This is a genomic window from Streptomyces sp. NPDC048481 (assembly GCF_043200075.1).
In the GTDB taxonomy this organism is placed as follows: Bacteria; Actinomycetota; Actinomycetes; order Streptomycetales; family Streptomycetaceae; genus Streptomyces.
Map to the genome: position 1 here is coordinate 364,026 of NZ_JBICXC010000002.1, position 17,698 is coordinate 381,723.

Sequence of the window (17,698 nt, forward strand, 5' to 3'; positions counted from 1 at the left end):
GGACGACACCGGGGCCCGGTGGCCCGGGTCAGGACGCGGTCTGCGGCTCCAGGAACTCCAGCCGGTTGCCGAACTTGTCGAACGCGTAGAAGCGGTCGTGGCCGGGGAAGTTGTCGTCCCACGTCACCTCGTGGCCGCCCTTCTCCAGGCGCTCGGCCAGACCGCGCAGCGACCGGACGAGGATGCCCGGGTGCGCCTTGCGCGCGGGCGAGAAGTCCTGCTCGACGCCGAGGTGGACCTCGAGGCCGCCGCCGCGGAACCAGCATCCGCCGCGGGCGGCGAGCACCGGGGGCTTCTCCAGCTCCGTCATCCCGAGCACCTCGCCCCAGAACGCCCGGCACTGGTCCTCGCCGCCCGGCGGGATGGCGAGCTGGACGTGGTGCAGGCCGCCGAACGCGTAGTCGGGGGTGGCCGGTTCACTGTTCTGTGCGGTCATCTCTCTTCACTCTCTTCTCTCTGGTGTCTCAGGTGGCTCTCGGAGTCCGGGGTTTCTGGTGTCTTTGCTGTCCCGGTCGTGCGGGCGCGCCGGGCGGCGGGCCGCCGCGGTCCGTGCGGCCGACGCGGGGTCAGCCGGTCGAGGCCAGAGCCTCGTGGCGGGCGGCCATGCCGTCGCTGCGCACCGTGAACGACAGCTTCCGCACCCCTTCCTGGGCGCGGCGCAGCGCCTCGTCCTGTGACGTGCCCACCGCGCACACGTGTGCACCCCGGGCGAAGGATCCGGTGACTCCCTTGAGCCGCTTGCCCGGTTCGCGCAGCACCTCGACGTCGACGACGCCTTCGAGCGCGCGGGCCTCGTCCTCGCCGGTGATCTCCACGATCTCGCCCACCGCGTCCGGGCAGGCGTACCAGATGGCCGCCGCGCTCGGCCCGTCGTGCGGGGCGGCGAGCGCCGCCCGGACGTCGTCGAGGACCTTGATGCCCACGGCCTGCCGGGCGACGACGTCGATCAGGTCGACGCCGCTGACGCGGGCCCACAGCTCGGGGATCTCGTCGCCGGCCGGGCGCAGATGCGTCTCCACGATGTGCACGGCGTCCGCTGCCACGATGACCTCGGTGTGGGTGACGCCCTGGCGGACGCCGAGGGCCGTCAGCATGCCGGTGACGGCGTCCCGGATCCGTCGTTCGTCCGCGTCCGCGAGCGGGGCGGGCACGACGTGCCCGACCTCGACGAAGTGGTCGTGCTCGGAGATCTTGCGGGTGATGCCCACGGCCAGGTGCTCGCCGTCCTCGCTGACGCACTCCACGCTGTACTCGTCGCCACTCAGGAACTGCTCGACGAGCAGGTCCGGCGCGTCCAGATCGCCGGCTCCCTCGGCGCCCCACTCCAGAGCCCGCCCGATGTCGGCCGGTCCGTCGATACGGGTGACGCCCTTGCTGGCGACCCCGCGCACGGGCTTGCAGATCAGCGGGTAGCCGGTCCGCTCGGCGACCTTGAGCACGCCTTCGACGTCGTGGACGGTCTCGGCGACGACGCCGCCGATCCCGGCCTCGGCCAGCACCCTGCGCATCTCGTGCTTGTCGGCCACCGCCCGTACCGTGCGGGCGCTGTGCCAGGCGAGACCGAGGTCGACTCCGATGGCCGCGGTCTTCTCGGTGTCCTTCTCCGTGAAGTTGGCCAGCCGGTCGACGGGGTCGATCGCGTGCACGAACCGCGCGGCGGCCACCCACTCCTCGACGGGGGCGTCCTCGCGGAGCACGATCAGGCGCTGGATCTTCTCGCGGCTGCGCAGCCGGGGCACCACCTCGGGCCGGCAGATGACCGTCGTGCGCAGCCCGGGCCAGGCGTCGCGCGCGCGGTCCGGCAGATCACGGCCGCCGCTCACGATCAGGAGGTGCTGGGGGGCGGGTGTGTCGGACATGCTTTCCTCCGTCAGTGGGCATTCCGCCGGTCGGTGGGAATGCGGTCGGTGCGGGTTGCGTCGCCGCGGGCGCTTCGGGTGCTTCGGGCGGCGGGCCCGGGCGCGCCTCGCGTGGAGCGGGCCATACCCGCCGGCCGGGCCGCGGGCGGCCCGACGGGCGCCGGGCGGGTGCGTGCCGGTGCGTGCGGTCAGGAGCCGCTCGTGGCGGCCACGGGTTCGGCCGCGCCGGGCCCGGCCGGGACGGGCGCCGGCCGCTGCCGGGTGCCGAGCCGGCTCAGGGCGGCGGAGAGCGGGAAGCAGACCGCGATGACCAGCCAGCCGCCCGGGCCGGTCCGGGACAGCAGCCACAGCACCAAGGCCGGTCCGGCGATCTCCGCCGCCGAGAAGCCCACGTTGAAGAAGGCGAGGTAGCGGCCCTGTGCCGCCTCGGGCGACAGGGCGAAGGAGATCTCCCAGGACGACGCCGAGTGCAGCAGCTCCCCGAACGTCAGCAGGAGCAGCGCCGTCATGAGGGTCGTGACAGCCCAGCCGGCCGAGTCCGACCAGCCGCTGAACGCGAAGGCGACGCAGGCGAACAGCAGCAGCACCGACGACCAGGTGGTGGCGCGGGTGGCGGAGGCCAGACTGTCGATGTGCCGGGTCACCCTGACCTGGCCCAGCACGGTGATGACCGTGTTGGTGGTGACCAGGACGGTGATCATCCAGATCGGCGACGCGGTGTGCTCGGCGACCCAGAGCGGCAGCACGGTGATCAGGATGGCGTCGTGCAGGAACATGACGCCGTTCGCCGCCGTGGCCGCCACGAACCGCCAGTCGCGGATGGGCGGGACCACCGCCTTCGCGCTCTCCCCCTCGCCGGTGTCCTCGGCCGCCGCCGGGCCGACCCGCGGCAGCAGCCAGACGAGGGCGAACACCACCAGGAAGCTGAGGGCGTTGCCGATGAACAGCCACTGGAACGCCGTCTTCGACCCCGTGGTCAGGGCGATGCCGGCGAGCGAGAACCCGACGGTGAAGCCGAGGTTGCGCAGGGACCTGATGAATCCCATCGTCCGGTTGCGTTCGGACCCGGTGATCAGCCGGCCCACCAGGGCCTGGTTCAGGGGCTGGCCGGCCCGGTCCATGACGTACAGCAGGCTGGCCGTGAGCATGAACTCGGCGAATCCGTCGACCCGCAGATAGGCGAGGTAGCCGACCGCCCGCCACAGGCAGACCACCAGGATGATGTTCCGCGGGCCGAAGCGGTCGGCGAGCATGCCCATCGGCACGGCGGTGGCGAGGCCGACGACTCCCGCGACGGCCAGGCCCACGCCGAGCTGCGTCTCGCTCAGTCCGGCGAAGCGGGTGAAGTAGAGGGCGGAGCCGGCCAGGAACATGCCGGTGCCCATGGATCCGATCAGCGCGTTCACCGCGATGATGCGGGATTCGCGAGTGGCGGGCAGCGCCCCGGTCAGCCGGGTGCGCCACGTTTTCCGTTCGGTCATCTGTCTTCCCTCTCGGAAGCGGTCAGGACGGGCCGGCCGCGGTCGGCGCCGTCGGCCCGTCCCACGCGGTGCGCCAGTGCAGCACCAGATCGGCCCAGGTGTCGGCCGCCCCGGAGGGCAGATAGGTTCTGCGGATCCGCTGCGGGTGCGCGGTCCATGGCGTGGCGGGCGAGCGGACCGTTCCGAAGGCGAGGACGTCGTCGGGCAGGTGCGGCTCGGCGGGCACCCCGCCGTAGGGGTAGGCGAACAGCCGGGCCGGACCCGGGCCGTACCGCTCGCGGATGTCGTCGAGCGACCCCCGGGTCTGGGCGCGGCCGTCGGCCGCGGGGATCCGGTCGAGGTGCGGGTGGGTGCGGGTGTGGGCGCCGATCAGGTGTCCCTCGCCCGCCAGCCGGTCGCACTCCTCGTACGTCAGGTGGTCCTCACGCGGACGGGGGCTGCGCCGTCCGAGCATCCCCGTGCAGACGAAGAACACCGCGCGGACGCCGAGGCGGTCCAGGATGTCCCGCGCGTGGGTCGTGTTGTCGCGGTAGCCGTCGTCGAAGGTGACCAGCACCGTGGGACGCTCCGGCCGGCGGGGCCCTCCGTCGGCCAGCAGGTCGGCCGGATCGTACGGGTCGAACCGTTCGAGCACCTGCTCCAGTCCCCGCTCGAACTCGTCCGGTGAGAGAGCCGTGTAGTGCCGTACGCCGGGGTGCACATGGTGGAAGTACAGAACCAGCGGCCATCGCGGCGCGCTGCCCGTCGCGGGCTGGTGCTCGGCGGGGATGCCGGCGATCGTGGGCGGGACCGGTGTCATGCGGCGCCCCCGTCCGCGAGGGGGGCGGTGTGCGCACGCGCCGGGCCCGCGGGAGCCCGGGACGCGTCGCCGGAGTCGTCCAGCGTCTGCCGCATCACCCGTTCGACGCAGCCGGCCAGCTCCTCGATCCGCTCCGCGCTCCAGTGGACGGTGGAGTACTTCAGGCTCATCTCCAGTCGCCCGTCGACGATGTCCCCCTCGGCCATGAGCAGATACCGCTCCTGCTGGAGCGGCGAGCGGTGAGCGCCGAAGCTCTCGCTCGCGGGCCGCAGCACGGCGCCCGACGACCGCTGTTCCAGCCGCAGCAGATGCCCCCGGAAGTTGAGCCGGACCCGCGGGCGCGGACACGCGGCCAGGGCCGCGCGCTCCCCGGGATCGGGTGAGAGGAAGCGCAACGCGTCGAATCCGTACCGGCGTTCGGGCAGGGCGGCCGGCCCTTCGAGTGCCCCGACGAGGGCGGGCATGCCCGTCCCCTCCCAGCGCAGGACGGCCGGGTAGGTGCTCTGCACGTAGCCGACCGTGCGGGACAGGTCGAGGTCGCCCGGGGACACGTCACGGCTGTGGGCGTAGACGTCCACGCCGTGCACGGGCTCCCCGGTCCAGGCCGCCAGGCCGCCGACGAGGCAGCCGAGCGCGAAGTGGTGGGGGAAGACACCGGCGGCGGGGAGACGGTGGGTCACCTGACGGGTGAGGTCCGCGGGCAGCCGGAAGCGGTGCGTGCGCAGCGTGGGCAGTGGGGCGGCGCCGTCCGTGTCGGGGCGCAGCGCCGTGAACCCGGTGGCGCGGGCGGCCCATGCGGCGGCGTCCGCCCGTGCCTGCGGCGTGCGCACCCAGTCCCGCAGGGCGTCCCCGACCGCGCGTGGTCCCGTCGCGGCGGCTTCCGGGCGGCCGTCGGCCAGCAGCAGCTCCAGGTCGTCGACGAGGACGCTCATCGAGACGCCGTCGAGCACGAAATGATGCACCGTCAGAAGCAGCCGGGCGTCGCCGTCCACGCCGTCGGCGTAGAGCAGTTGGAGGACCCGGCCCCTCTCGAGCGACATCGACGTCTGGGCCGCGGCCAGCGCTTCCTCCAGGACGGCGGTGCGTTCCCGCGGCGGGACCGGGCCCAGGTCGAGGACGCGGACGGCGTCCGCCGGGTCGCTCTGCGCCAGCTCGGCCGTGCCGTCCTCGCGCAGCGCCGTGCGCAGCGCCGGGTGGCGCCTGTGCAGCGCGCCGGCCACCTGGGCCAGACGGCGGGCCGACAGGCCGGAGCCGGTCGTGAACAGGGCGTTGAGGCAGAAGTGGTCGCGTTCGGGGAGGTCGCCGTCGCGGAGCCAGCGGTGCTGGGCGGGCAGCAGGTCGAGCGGGCCGGCCGGCTCCTCCTCGACGGTGTGCGGCGCGCGGCGGCGCTCCGCCAGGGCGACGGCGGCGCGGGCGGTGCGTCCCGTGAGGAGATCGCCGGGGTTCATGGAGACGCCCCGTCCTCGCATCCGGGCGCAGACGCGCAGGGCCATGAGGGAGTCGCCGCCCTGGGCGAGGAAGTCGTCGTCGGGGCCGAAGTCCGGCGCGAGCAGCAGAGACCGGAGGAGGGCGAGGACCGCGTCCAGCGGGGATCGCGGCGGGCCGGAGCCGTCCGGGAGGGGCGTCGTACCGGTCGCCAGGACGGCCGCCGCGGCCTTCGCCGCCGCACGGCGGTCGGTCTTGCCGGACGTGGTGAGGGGCAGCCGGTCGAGGACCGCGATGCGGCCCGGCACCAGGTAGGCGGGAATCCGCTCCCGCAGGTGCGCGCGGACCGCCCGGGGGTCGGGGCCGGAGCCGTCGCCGGCCACGGCGGCCGCGAGCACGTTCCCGCCGGCGCCGTCGTCCAGGGTGAACGCGGTCGCGGAGACGATGCCGGGCACGTCGAGCAGATGGCGGTCGACCTCGTCGAGCTCGACGCGGTGGCCGCGCACCTTCACCTGGTTGTCGACGCGCCCCAGGAACTCGATGCCGCCGTCCTCCCGCCGCACCACCATGTCGCCGGTGCGGTACATCCGCGCGCCGGGGGCCGTCGCGTACGGGTCGGGCGGGAAGAGCTCGCGCGTCCTCGCCTCGTCGTGCAGATAGCCCGTGGCGAGCAGCTCGCCGCCGATCCACAGTTCGCCCGGCTCGCCGTCGGCGACGGGCCGTCGTTCCTCGTCGAGCACCCGCGCGACGCGCTCGCCGACCGCCCGGCCGATGGGCAGCCCGGCCGTCGCCGGCACGTCGTCGCCGGGGGCGAGCACCAGCGCGGTCGCGGTGATCACGGTCTCCGTGGGGCCGTACCCGTTCACCAGCACGGTGTGCGCGAGGGGGGTGCGGCGGTGGGCGCGGGCGTCGGCGGTCGTGGCGTTCTCGCCGCCGACGACCACCGTGCGGACCCCGGCGAACGACGGACCGTCCGTACCGTCGAGTTCCGCGCAGAGCATGCGCCAGTAGGCGGTGGGGAGCTGGAGGACGGACACCTCCAGTTCCGCGGCGGCGGAGGCGAGGCGGGCGGTGTCGGGGACGCTCCCCGCGCCGTGGAAGGCGAGGGTGGCCCCCGCGGCGAGCGTCGGCCAGATCTCTTCCTGGGCGACGTCGAAGCCGAGGCTCGCGAACTGAAGCACCGTACTGTGCGGCCCGAGCGCGAACAGGTCCACGGACGCGCGGACGTGGCCGGCCAGCGCCCGGTGCCCCACCAGGACCCCCTTGGGAACTCCGGTGGACCCCGAGGTGTAGACGACGTACGCGCCGCGGTCGTCGAGCGGGGCGGCCGCCCCGGCGGACCGCGTCCCGGCCGCGGCCGTCGGCCGGGGTTCGGTGGTGGGCCGGGGTTCGGTGGTGGGCTCGAGCGCCGTGTCGTCGTCGAGGACGGCGACGGCGCCGCTGTGGCCGATGACGTGCGCGAGGCGCTCGGCGGGGGTCGCCATGTCGACGGGCACGAACGCGGCGCCGGCGAGCCAGCACCCGAGCATCGCGACGACCGCCGGCGGACCGGAGGGCATGCGCACGACGACCGTGTCGCCCGGACGCACGCCGCGGTCCGTCAGAGCCTTCGCGGCCAGTCCGGCCCGGGTCCACAGTTCGGCGTAGGTCACGGTGTCGGCCGGGGTCCGCAGGGCGGTGGCCGTGGGGCGTGCGGCTGCGTGGGCGTGGATCAGCTCCACCACCCCGGGGTGCTGCGTCATGCGTACACGCCCTCCGCCGTCGTACCGGGTCCGCTGGGGTCGAGGACGAGCCGTGCGTGGGCCAGCAGGCCGCCGTCGTACATCCGGTGCCGCTGCACGACGATCGTCAGGTCGGCGGCGGCGAGGTCGGCCACCAGGTCCTGCCCGGCGGGCACCGCCCGTCCCCGCGCGGAGAAGGTGCTGACGTACGGGTCGTGGAACATCACGTCGGCGCCCGCGCCGAGCAGTTCGGCGGCGAGCGGTTCGGCCGGCGAGTGCCGGGTGTCGGCGACGTCCGGCTTGTAGGTGACGCCCAGCAGGAGCACCTTGGCCCCGCGGACGGCGATCTTCCTCGCGGCGAGCAGTTCCTGCGCGCGGGAGGCGACCCAGACCGGGATCGAGTCGTTGATGCGCTGCGCCTGCTCGGCCATCCGGAACGGCACCCCGGCCTGTGTGGCGCGGTGCACGAGATAGAGCGGGTCGACCGGGATGCAGTGGCCGCCGACACCCGCGCCGGGCCGGAACGGGGTGAAGCCGAAGGGCTTGGTGGCCGCGGCCGCGATGGTGTCCCAGACGTCGACGCCCAGCCGGTGGCAGATCTGCGCGAACTCGTTGACCAGCGCCAGGTTCACCTGGCGGTAGGTGTTCTCCAGGATCTTCGCGGCCTCGGCCTCACGGCTGGACCGGGTGACGTGGACGTGGTCGGTCAGGCCGGCGTAGAACGCGGCGGCACGGGCGCCGCACGCCGTGGTCAGTCCGCCGACCACCTTGGGCGTGTTGTGGAAGCCGTACCGGGTGTTGCCGGGATCCACCCGCTCCGGCGAGAAGGCCAGATGGAAGTCCCGGCCCGCGACCAGTCCGGACTCCTCCAGGATGTCGCGGATGACGCCGTCGGTGGTGCCGGGATAGGTGGTGGACTCGATGATCACCAACTGCCCCGCCGTCAGGTGGTGGCGGACGGTGCGCACCGCGGCCAGCAGCGGCTCCAGGTCCGGCACGCCGTGCGTGTCCACCGGCGTGGGCACGCACAGGGCGACGACGGAGCACTCGCGCAGGAACGCCGGGTCCGTGGTGGCGTCGAGCAGCGGCGCCGCGGACTCCAGTTCGGCGGACGTCACCGTGTCGACGGGCGGCCGGCCGATGTTGACCTGCGCCACGAGGAAGTCGCTCAGGTCGAGTCCGCGGGTGCGGTGCCCGCCCAGCGCGGCGGCCACCGCGAGCGGAAGGCCCGCGTAACCGATGCCCACGACAGCCACGTCGACCGCGTCGACCGTGCGGTCGCGGTGCGCTGCCGGAGCGAGATCCGTGGTGAAGACCGGCTCGGGTGGACCGGGTGGTGCGGCGGCGATGACGTCCATCGAACTCTCCTGGTGCGCGGACTGGCTGGCGGGCGGGTGAGGCGCGGGTGCGCCTACCACCAGCCGTTGTCGCCCTGGGGCGTGGACAGCGGGGTCGCTTCGGCAGCCGACGCGACCCGGCCGCCGGCGGCGTCCGGCTCGGGCGTGGCGGCGCGGACGGTTCCGGCCACGGCGAGGAGAGAGGCGCACAGGAGGGCGCTACAGACGAAATGGCGAAGTGTTGCAGACATACGTATCCCCCGGTGGTGTCTGACGTGTGCGAGACGCGGCGGACGGGAACGCGGTCACCGCCGCCCCTCCCGTCCGGCAGACCCATGCTGCTGTCACGCGGACCCCGGGTTCAAGCCATTCCACAGGCGGCGACCGGCCATGGCGACAGGACGTCACACCCCCGATCGGTCTCACGATGTGAGACGAAACGGAACGCACCCCTCCGCCGCAGGGATGTGCAGCCCTCGGCGATCGTGAAACAGGAGCCGGAAGCGAGCCCTGCGACGGCCACCCGGCGGGCCGGCGCTGCGGTCTACGCCCAGCGGGCCGGCGCTGCGATCGACGCCCGACGGACGGCGCTGCGGTCGACGCCGGCAGGCCGGTGTTGTGCTCGACACCCGACGGACCGGCGCTGCCGTGGCGTCGGAGGGCCGGCCGGCCCTCAGTCCAGGAGTCCCAGCTCCGCGACCCGCAGGGCCGCCTGGAACCGCGTCTGCGCTCCCAGCCGGTCCAGCAGGCCGGTCATCAGCCGGCTCAACGTCCGCGAGGAGACTCCGAGATGACGGGCGATCGCCTCGTCCTTGACGCCGTCGGCGAGCATGCGCAGCACGGCGAGATCCTGCGAGTCGAGGTCCGCGCCGTGCGCGGCCAGCGGCCGGAACGGCGCCGAGGTGTGCCAGCAGTAGTCGTACAGCGCGTGCAGGGACCGCACCAGCGCCTGCCCGTGGACGGCGAAGGCCCCCTCACCGCTGTCGTGCGGGTTGATCGGCAGCACGGCGAGGTCGTAGTCGAACAGGATCATCCGCAGCGGCAGATAGACCGCCGTACGCGCCTCGCGCCCCAGCCGCTCGACATCCGACAGATAGGCCGCCATGTAGGGGACCTCCGCCGTCCGCCGCGAGTAGAGCGTCTCCACCCGGATCCCCCGGCTCTCCATCTCCTTGTCGCGCAACAGCATGTCCTCCATGAGGTCCTCCGGCGGCGGCCCGCCGGGATGCATCGACCGCATGCGCACATTGCAGGTGCTGCCCGCGTCCTCGAGGAAGGTGTTCACCAGGGCGGGGGTCGGCAGGACCTCGATCTCGAGGGACTCGCGCCGCTCGTCGCGCAGCCGCGGATAGTCGCCGATCAGCGAGGCGATGGCGCCGCGGATCCTGGACACGTGCTGCGCGTGGGCCGCGGTCTGACGCTCCTCGGCGGAGAACAGCCGGGTCAGCGCCGCCTCCGGCGTCACCGTCACATATCCGCAGGGCGCCGCGGACGCGGGGATCAGCAGTCCGACGGCGCAGAGCTCGTCGCACATCTGGTCCGCCACGGCGAGGGAGCAGCGGACCTCGGCCGCCATCTGCTCCAGCGACCAGGCCGGGTGCCGGTAGATCAGCCCGTAGAGCCGCCGGCGTATCCGTTCGCTCTCCTCGTTCACAACGTCCCCCTCGTTCGGCTCGACCCCTTCCCCGTGGCAGCGGGCGACCCGTCCTGCGCCGCTGGTCGCCGGCAGGCCACGGGCGGATCCCCTGCGGGCCGCCCCGAGATCTTCGAGGGCTCGATTCACTGATGCGATCGAGTCATAGCACACTCGTTCTCCGCGCCCCTGACACCGGGCGCCGCGGAACACCGACGCCTGCCCCGCCCTCCCGGGCGTTCCATGGCGTGCAGGCGGCACTACGACACTGCGGCACTGCGGCCTCACTCGGCTGCCATGAGCCCTGTGTCCGTCGTCGTGCCCAGACGTGCCTGTTCCTCCTCGACGATCCGGCGTGCCAGCTCGGTGTCGGACACGTCGACCGCGTCCGGGGTGGCCTCCGCCACGGCGCTGCGGCGGGCGTAGGCGTCGAACAGGCGGGTCTTGGCCTCCAGCATCCTCACCATGCGCTCGTCGACACCCCCGGTGGCGAGGAGACGGTACACACGGACCGGCCTGACCTGCCCCATCCGGTGGGCCCGGGCCACCGCCTGGTGTTCGACGGTCGGTTTGATCTGAGGTTCGCAGATGACCACGACGGAGGCGGCCTGCATGTTGAGGCCGACGCCCGCTGCCTGGATCTGCGCCAGGAGCACCGCGGGGCCCGCGGCGTCGGCGAAGTCGTCCACGATCTGCTGCCGCCGCCCGGCCGGGACGCTCCCGGTGAGCGGACCGAACAGCGGGGCGCCGTCGGCGGCGGCAGCGGCCGCGAGTGCGTCCTCCACCACGCCCAGCACGGCTCTGAACTGGGAGAAGACCACCGTCTTCTGCCCGCTCTCCCCGGCCTCCCGGACGATCTCCAGGAGCCGGGCCAGCTTGGCCGACTTACCTGGGCACATGTAGGCGGCCCTGCGCATCGCCATGAAGTTGCCCGCGCGCACGGCTTCCCGGTAGGCCTCCTCGTCCGACGCGCTCAGTTCCTCCCACTCGTCGGTCTGCTGGAGGCTCGGGAGTTCCGTCAGCACGTCCTCCTGGTTGCGCCGCAGGTAGACGGGGGCCACGGCCTTGCGGAAGGCGACCGACCCGGCCGGCGCGTCCCGTTCACCGAGGGAGTCCGCTACGCCGCCGTCGAGCATCCGGACCAGGTTGCGGAACTCCACGACCCTGTTCTCCATCGGGGTTCCCGTCATGAGGAGGGTGCGCTCGCAGCGCTCCGCCCACGACGTGACCGCCTGGGACCGCTTGGCCTGCGGGTTCTTCACGGAGTGCGCTTCGTCGACCACGAGCAGCCCGACCTCCCCACCGTCCGGCGGGCGGAAACCGCGCAGCGCGTCGAACGTGGTCACCCCGACCCCGCCCCGCGCCTTCCAGTCGGCGAACGCGTCCTGCCGGTCGGGGCCGTGGAGAACCGCGACACGCAGGACGCTGCGGCCCTCGATCTCCCGCGTCCAGTTGACGAGGACGCTCGCCGGGCAGACGACCATGAAGTGGCTCTGTCCCGCGGCGGCCAGATGGGCCAGCACGGCGATCGCCTGGATGGTCTTGCCGAGCCCCATCTCGTCGCCGAGGATCACCTTGCGCTGCGCGAGCGCGAACCGTGCGCCGAACGCCTGGTAACCGCGCAGGGAGACTCGACGGTACGTGTCGTCGAGAGGCTGGGTGCGCACCCGCTCGGCGATCTCGTCCGGCAGGAAGCCCTCGGCGGCGGCCGCGTCCGGCAGCCGCCCGGAGATCTCGGCGAGCAGGCTGTAGTACTCGGCGGAGCGGAGTTCGAAGTCCGTCCAGGCCGCGACGTGGGACGAAGGCCCCCGAAGAAGGTCCACCGATGTCTGGGCGAGCAGTCCGGGCAGGCCCTTCCGTTCCGCCTCGTCCACCAGCGACCGGATGCCGGCGACCGCCTCCGATGCGCGAGCCTTCCTCTGTCGGCCTGCCAGCAGCATCCGGATGCGCGCGGCGGCGGGCCCGGCGTCGGCGAGCAACGGACCGAGCCGCTTCGACAGGGCGGCGGCCTCGTCGACCGCACGCCGAACGGCGGGACCGGCCTCCACCAGGACGTGCAGGGCCGTGACGAGCGCGGTCGTGGCCGGTTCCGGGCGGTCCACGTCGATATGGACGGCCACGGTCTCGTGCACGGCCTCGGAGAGACGACGGGCGGCCGCGAGCATCTGGTCGGCCGTGCGCTGCCCGACGCCGGGGATCTGCCGCAACCGGTAGGGGCCCGCCGCGAGCACACTCCTTACCGAACGCAGTCCGCTCTTCTCGACGCTCCCCAGTCGCAGCCGCCCTTCGGTGACGTCCTGCAACCGGGCGACCGGGATGGCGTCCAGCTCCCGCGCCACCGCCGCGTCATGGATCGGCTTCAGCGCCGCCCGCACCGCCTCCACGACCCTTCCATGATCATCGACCAGGGCGCCCGCCGCCTCGTGCAGCCGCGCTCCCCTCGCGACCGTCTCCCGCTCCCCACGCCCCACGCTTCCCGCCCCTCTCCCTGGCCCACCCGCATCCTGCCATCGCCCCCACAGGGCCGGACGGACGTCAAGGGGTCCACGGCGCACGGACCGACCCCGGTCTGACCCTGACCTGCGGTGGAACACTCTCCAAGGCTCTGACCTCGGATTTCCTCGTCGGCATACGTCGGCTCCCGACGGCCGTCCTCGGGTGTTCTGCGGACCGGCTGCGGACCGGCCGCGCAGGCAGCGGCCGAGAAACCCGTGGCACCCGGGCGGGACCTGCGACGACACTGCGCAGGTGAGCGACTCCTACCCCTGCCCGTGCTGCGGGCACCGTGTGCTGGACGCGATGCCCGGCTCGTACGAGATCTGCCCCGTCTGCTTCTGGGAGGACGACGGGGTCCAGTTCCGCTGGCCCACCATGAGCGGCGGCGCGAACAAGGTCTCCCTGATCGAAGCCCAGCGCAACTACCAGGACTTCGGCGCCTGTGACGAGCTCGGCCGCCCGTACGTCCGCCCGCCGGCCGAGGACGAGCCGCTCGACCCCGCCTGGCGCCCCATCGACCTGGCACGCGACTCCTTCGAGCACTGGGCGGCCGAGGACCGCGCCCCGTGGCCCGAGGACAGCTCGGTTCTCTGCTGGTGGCTCCCCGCCTTCTGGCGCCGGGACCACGCCACGTCATGACCTCTCGCATCGACACACTCGTCCAGCTGCTCGACGGCAGGGCCGACGAGTCCTACGACGCCCGCGCGGAGCTGATCTGGATCGGCTCCGACGCCATACCCGCCGTCATCGACGGCCTGCCTTCCCTCGGCGGGTTCGGTCAGCTGACCGCCATCGAGGTCTTCGAGGAGGTGGGCGACCCCCGCTGCGGCCCCGCTCTCATCGGCCTGCTGGACAGCGACGACCCGACCGTCCGCGAATGGGCGGCGATGGCCCTGGCGAGCCTGGAGATCGACGGCGCCGTCGAGCCCTTGCGCCACGCCTACCGCGCCTGCCTGGAACGGGCGACGCCACCGGACTGGACCGAGCCGGGCGGCATCCGCTGGGCCCTGACCGAACTCGGCGCACGCAGCCCTGTCGTCCCGCCGCTCACCGCGCGCCTACGAGCCACCGTGCCTGACGACACCCCCGGCTGGCCCTCGGCCCACTTCTCCGAGATCATCGACGACCTGGCCGACCACGCCCAGGTGATCCTCTACTCCCAGTTCTGGCGCGTGGACGCCGGCGGCACATACGGCGTCTCCGGCCCCGCCCTGGACTGGGAACTCAACTGGACCGCGCCCTGGGAGCACCTGGTCGAGGAGTCCCGCACCTGGTCCCTGCTGGAAGCCTCCGAAGCCCCCGCCGGCGACACCGTCTTCGTCGCCCCCACCTGGATCGACCGCATCGACCTGTACCCGGATTCCTACCCCGAGAGATGAAGCCCGCGCGCCGTTCCGGCACCCCGAGGAGATCGGTTACGGCTACGGCTACGGCTACATGATCGAGCGCCGCGTGACGAGGAAGGACTCGGACCACCCGAGCAGGCCCTCGAACAGGGGGTCGCGATGGACAAGCTGCGGGAGATCGTCGCCGACTTCGAGACCGGCAACGAAGCTCTCACCCGCAAAAACCGCACCGCCGTGGCTCTGGTCCGGGCGGCGCCGGAGGAGGGCGTCCGCGTCGCCACCAGTGGACCCCGTTGCCGCCACGCCGTCCGGCCGAACGCTGTCACCGCATCGCGGGCCCGAGGACCCACTGCGGGCAGACGTCTGTGCCCGACCCGCCCACAGGCGAGTCAGATCTGGTTGATGAGTGCAGCGTCCTTCTGACACACGCATCCGGGGGTGGGAAGCCGGTGGTCGATCATCTGGTCGGGCCGGGGGCCGAAGCGGGTGTCGTACTCGATGCGTCGTGGAGGCCCGCTGACCAGGCCCGTACTGCGTGCCATCCAGGCGCCGACGACCAGGCAGGCGGCCTGCTGGGCCACGAACGCGGCCGAAGGACGGAACCCGTCGTCCGTTCTGCCGGTCAGCTCAGCTGAGTTGATCAGTCCGCACACCGGCCGTCCGAGGAACCGCCCCACGAGCTCCCGCTGTTGATCGTCCAGGCACCGGGAAGAGCGCGGAGCAGCGACTGCATGAACTGACCGGGCTCCCGCTGTCCCGAATTGCCCTCGGGCAAGAGCCGCTGACCGTAAAAGACCTGGAATCGGAGAACAGGCAGACACTTGGTATCAGGCCAGCCGCCTGACCGAATACATCACAGCAGTACGCGACCACACCGCATCACTGCCGCCAGGGCAGGAGCGGACCGCGATCGAGGCGTGGCTCGCGTTCGCGGACACGCATCTCCAACACCGCACCGAATCGGTCTCAGCACCGAAACTGCCCACGCCGCCGAAGCCCAGCGGCGACGACCTCAAGCCCTTTCTCGGCCACTGGAGCCCCTACGGGCCCCGCTCCTATTGAGCCTTGGCTCCGCCCGCGACCTACGAAATTTCACCAAGAAGGGGAAGAGCGGCAACATAGCGGCGGATCGCCGGTTACCGAAACCGGTGGTCCGCCGAATACTGGTAGTTCCACCGCCACTCACTGATCAACCGTCGAAAGGCAGAAAGCGGACCAGGGGAAATCACACCGCCACGAGCCGGACCCGCTCGCCGCACAGCTTGGCCATGTCGTCAATATCGGAAGTCAGCATGACCACGGGGCGGTGCTGTCGCAGCGCGGCCTCGGCGACGGCTGCATCGATCGCGTACTTGTGTCCGTGCAACCCAGCATTCATCAGCAATTTCGAGGCCGCCCTCGCCTCCTCGTCACCGACCGGGACAACCCGCAGCCCGGAAAGCACCCAGTTCAGGCGTGACTTGTCCGTACGGGCGTGGACGGCCTCGATGATGGTGAGCGCACTGATCACGACCTCCATGCCGCGCGAGCGCGCCTCAGCGATCAGAGCCACCACCTGTTCTTCGTCAGCGAGCAGCTTCGAGAGTCCCTCGCTGTCGAGGACGAGCGTCCCCTCGTGACTCAGCCTGCGGCGGGCCACTCGGCCTCCTCGGCGAACACCTCGTCGAAGACCTGCCGCGCCCGCTGACGAGCCGGCTCGGAGACCGGCCCCTTGCGGCTCTCGTAGTCCGCCAGGTACTCGTCCAGGACCTGCCCGCGCAGCTCACGCTCGACCGCCTCGGCGATGAACGCGGAGAACTCCCGCTTGCCCACCCGAGCCCGGATCGCCTCCGCGGTCCCCTCCGGCAGCGACAAGCTCACCCGCGTCGCCGGCCCTTCCCCGATGCTGTACGTCGTCTCAGCCATGCCCCCGATTGTGTCAAACGAGTAGGAAAAGTGCCAGGTCCGCACAGCTCAGCCGGCGCCCTGCTCGCACAAATCCCAGCACGGGCACCCTCCTCCCGTCCCAGCACAATCCCAGCACGGTAGGGATGACCAGGGATGACGACAGGTGACGAGGAGTCAGCTATCCCAGCACCATCCCAGCACAGGAAAGACCACGGGCCCGACTCCGAAGAGCCGGACCCTGCCTACCTGCATGTTTGCCAGATCTGCGACGTGGCGATAGCCAGCCGCTACACGTTGAAGCGGAACTCCACCACGTCGCCGTCCTGCATCACGTACTCCTTGCCCTCCATGCGGGCCTTGCCCTTCGCGCGGGCCTCGGCGACCGAGCCGGTCTCCACCAGGTCGGCGAAGGAGATGACCTCCGCCTTGATGAAGCCCTTCTGGAAGTCGGTGTGGATGACGCCGGCGGCCTCGGGGGCGGTCGCCCCCTTCTTGATCGTCCAGGCGCGGGACTCCTTGGGGCCGGCGGTGAGGTACGTCTGGAGGCCGAGGGTGGCGAAGCCGACGCGGGCGAGGGTGGTGAGGCCGGGCTCCTCGGCGCCGACCGACTCCAGCAGCTCCATCGCGTCGTCCTCGTCCAGTTCGGCGAGGTCCTGCTCCAGCTTGGCGTTGAGGAAGATCGCCTCGGCGGGGGCGACCAGTGCGCGCTGCTCGGCCTTGAATTCCTCGTCGACCAGTTCGTCCTCGTCCACGTTGAAGACGTAGAGGAACGGCTTGGTGGTGAGCAGGTGCAGGTCGTGCAGGAGTTCCTCGTTGCCGGAGCCCTGGACGATGCCCGCGGAGAAGAGGGTGTCGCCCTTCTCCAGGATCTCCTTCGCCGCCTCGACCGCCGCGACCTTGGGTACGACGTCCTTCTTGATCCGCGACTCCTTCTGGAGGCGGGGCAGGACCTTCTCGATGGTCTGGAGGTCGGCGAGGATCAGCTCGGTGTTGATCGTCTCGATGTCGTCCTTGGGCGAGACCTTGCCGTCGACGTGGACGACGTTCTCGTCCTTGAAGGCGCGGATGACCTGGCAGATCGCGTCGGACTCGCGGATGTTCGCCAGGAACTTGTTGCCCAGGCCCTCACCCTCGGACGCGCCCTTGACGATGCCCGCGATGTCGACGAAGTCGACGGTCGCCGGGAGGATGCGCTGCGAGGAGAAGATCTCGGCCAGCTTGGTGAGGCGGGCGTCGGGGACGCCGACCACGCCCACGTTCGGCTCGATCGTGGCGAACGGGTAGTTGGCCGCGAGCACGTCGTTCTTGGTCAGGGCGTTGAACAGGGTCGACTTGCCGACATTCGGCAGACCGACGATTCCGATCGTGAGCGACACGTTGCGACTTCCCGTGGTGAGAGGGCCATAGGGCCCGTTCCCGGAGTGAGAGGGCCAGGGCCAGAGGGCTGACCGGTCCACCAGTTTACGGCGTGGCCGGCCCCGGCCCGGCGGCCCTGTCGAACGGATGGCCAAGCCCCTCCGCACGGCGTGTCCGACACCCGATTCAGCACATAAACCGACCTAGGTTGGTCCGGTGGAGCAACACAGGACGCGCCCCCCGGACCGAGGCACCCGACCCGGCGGGCAGCCGCTGCCGCCACTGGCCGAGCGGGAGGGGAACCGCAGATCGCCGCGCCCCTCCGGCCGGCCCGCCCGCCCCGGAGTGCGGCGGCCGG

15 protein-coding genes are annotated in these 17,698 nt (G+C 72.1%); 2 read left to right on the forward strand and 13 right to left on the reverse strand.

Annotation, left to right across the window (positions count from 1 at the left end; all coding sequences use genetic code 11):
• Nucleotides 1–28 precede the first annotated feature (28 nt).
• The 9 genes from ACGFSH_RS07910 to ACGFSH_RS07950 form a co-directional block, all read right to left on the reverse strand.
• A complete protein-coding gene (locus ACGFSH_RS07910) occupies nt 29–436 on the reverse strand; it encodes a glyoxalase (protein WP_393346046.1) in 408 nt (135 codons plus the stop codon).
• Nucleotides 437–566: 130 nt separating this feature from the next.
• Nucleotides 567–1,859 (reverse strand): ATP-grasp domain-containing protein, encoded by a 1,293-nt coding sequence (locus tag ACGFSH_RS07915; protein ID WP_393346048.1) that lies wholly within the window; start codon nt 1,857–1,859, stop codon nt 567–569.
• Nucleotides 1,860–2,047: 188 nt separating this feature from the next.
• Nucleotides 2,048–3,340 (reverse strand): MFS transporter, encoded by a 1,293-nt coding sequence (locus ACGFSH_RS07920; RefSeq protein WP_393346050.1) that lies wholly within the window; start codon nt 3,338–3,340, stop codon nt 2,048–2,050.
• A gap of 22 nt (nt 3,341–3,362) precedes the next feature.
• Complete coding sequence (locus ACGFSH_RS07925) at nt 3,363–4,139, reverse strand: polysaccharide deacetylase family protein (protein WP_393346052.1); 777 nt, start codon at nt 4,137–4,139, stop codon at nt 3,363–3,365.
• Nucleotides 4,136–7,306 carry an amino acid adenylation domain-containing protein gene (locus tag ACGFSH_RS07930; protein ID WP_393346054.1) on the reverse strand — a complete coding sequence of 1,057 codons (3,171 nt, stop codon included), beginning with the start codon at nt 7,304–7,306 and terminating at the stop codon, nt 4,136–4,138. Before ACGFSH_RS07930 ends, ACGFSH_RS07925 begins: the two co-directional genes overlap by 4 nt.
• Complete coding sequence (locus ACGFSH_RS07935) at nt 7,303–8,643, reverse strand: nucleotide sugar dehydrogenase (RefSeq protein ID WP_393346056.1); 1,341 nt, start codon at nt 8,641–8,643, stop codon at nt 7,303–7,305. Before ACGFSH_RS07935 ends, ACGFSH_RS07930 begins: the two co-directional genes overlap by 4 nt.
• Before the next feature lie 53 nt (nt 8,644–8,696).
• Complete coding sequence (locus ACGFSH_RS07940; protein WP_393346058.1) at nt 8,697–8,873, reverse strand: hypothetical protein; 177 nt, start codon at nt 8,871–8,873, stop codon at nt 8,697–8,699.
• A 422-nt stretch (nt 8,874–9,295) separates the two neighbouring features.
• On the reverse strand, nt 9,296–10,276 hold the full coding sequence (locus tag ACGFSH_RS07945) for a LuxR C-terminal-related transcriptional regulator (RefSeq protein WP_393346060.1): 981 nt from the start codon (nt 10,274–10,276) through the stop codon (nt 9,296–9,298).
• 263 nt (nt 10,277–10,539) lie between these two features.
• Nucleotides 10,540–12,726, reverse strand: a complete 2,187-nt coding sequence (locus ACGFSH_RS07950; RefSeq protein WP_393346062.1) for a DEAD/DEAH box helicase — start codon at nt 12,724–12,726, stop codon at nt 10,540–10,542.
• Between the two features lie 277 nt (nt 12,727–13,003).
• On the opposite strand from ACGFSH_RS07950, the gene ACGFSH_RS07955 reads away from it, so the two are divergent.
• Nucleotides 13,004–13,390: a CPCC family cysteine-rich protein gene (locus ACGFSH_RS07955; RefSeq protein ID WP_393346064.1), complete on the forward strand. Its 387-nt coding sequence runs from the start codon at nt 13,004–13,006 to the stop codon at nt 13,388–13,390.
• Nucleotides 13,387–14,130 carry a HEAT repeat domain-containing protein gene (locus ACGFSH_RS07960; RefSeq protein ID WP_393346066.1) on the forward strand — a complete coding sequence of 248 codons (744 nt, stop codon included), beginning with the start codon at nt 13,387–13,389 and terminating at the stop codon, nt 14,128–14,130. The genes ACGFSH_RS07955 and ACGFSH_RS07960 overlap by 4 nt, the downstream gene beginning before the upstream one ends.
• A 356-nt stretch (nt 14,131–14,486) precedes the next feature.
• Here the strand turns inward: ACGFSH_RS07960 and ACGFSH_RS07965 are convergent, their stop codons facing one another.
• From ACGFSH_RS07965 to ychF, 4 genes are all read right to left on the reverse strand, one after another.
• Nucleotides 14,487–14,774, reverse strand: a complete 288-nt coding sequence (locus ACGFSH_RS07965; RefSeq protein WP_393346068.1) for a hypothetical protein — start codon at nt 14,772–14,774, stop codon at nt 14,487–14,489.
• A 548-nt stretch (nt 14,775–15,322) separates the two neighbouring features.
• Nucleotides 15,323–15,736 carry a DNA-binding protein gene (locus ACGFSH_RS07970; protein WP_393346070.1) on the reverse strand — a complete coding sequence of 138 codons (414 nt, stop codon included), beginning with the start codon at nt 15,734–15,736 and terminating at the stop codon, nt 15,323–15,325.
• Nucleotides 15,718–16,002, reverse strand: coding sequence for a hypothetical protein (locus ACGFSH_RS07975; RefSeq protein ID WP_006138089.1), 285 nt, complete (start codon nt 16,000–16,002; stop codon nt 15,718–15,720). Before ACGFSH_RS07975 ends, ACGFSH_RS07970 begins: the two co-directional genes overlap by 19 nt.
• A gap of 269 nt (nt 16,003–16,271) precedes the next feature.
• Entirely contained in the window at nt 16,272–17,360 is a 1,089-nt protein-coding gene (gene ychF / locus ACGFSH_RS07980) for a redox-regulated ATPase YchF (protein ID WP_393346072.1), read from the reverse strand.
• Nucleotides 17,361–17,698: the final 338 nt, after the last annotated feature.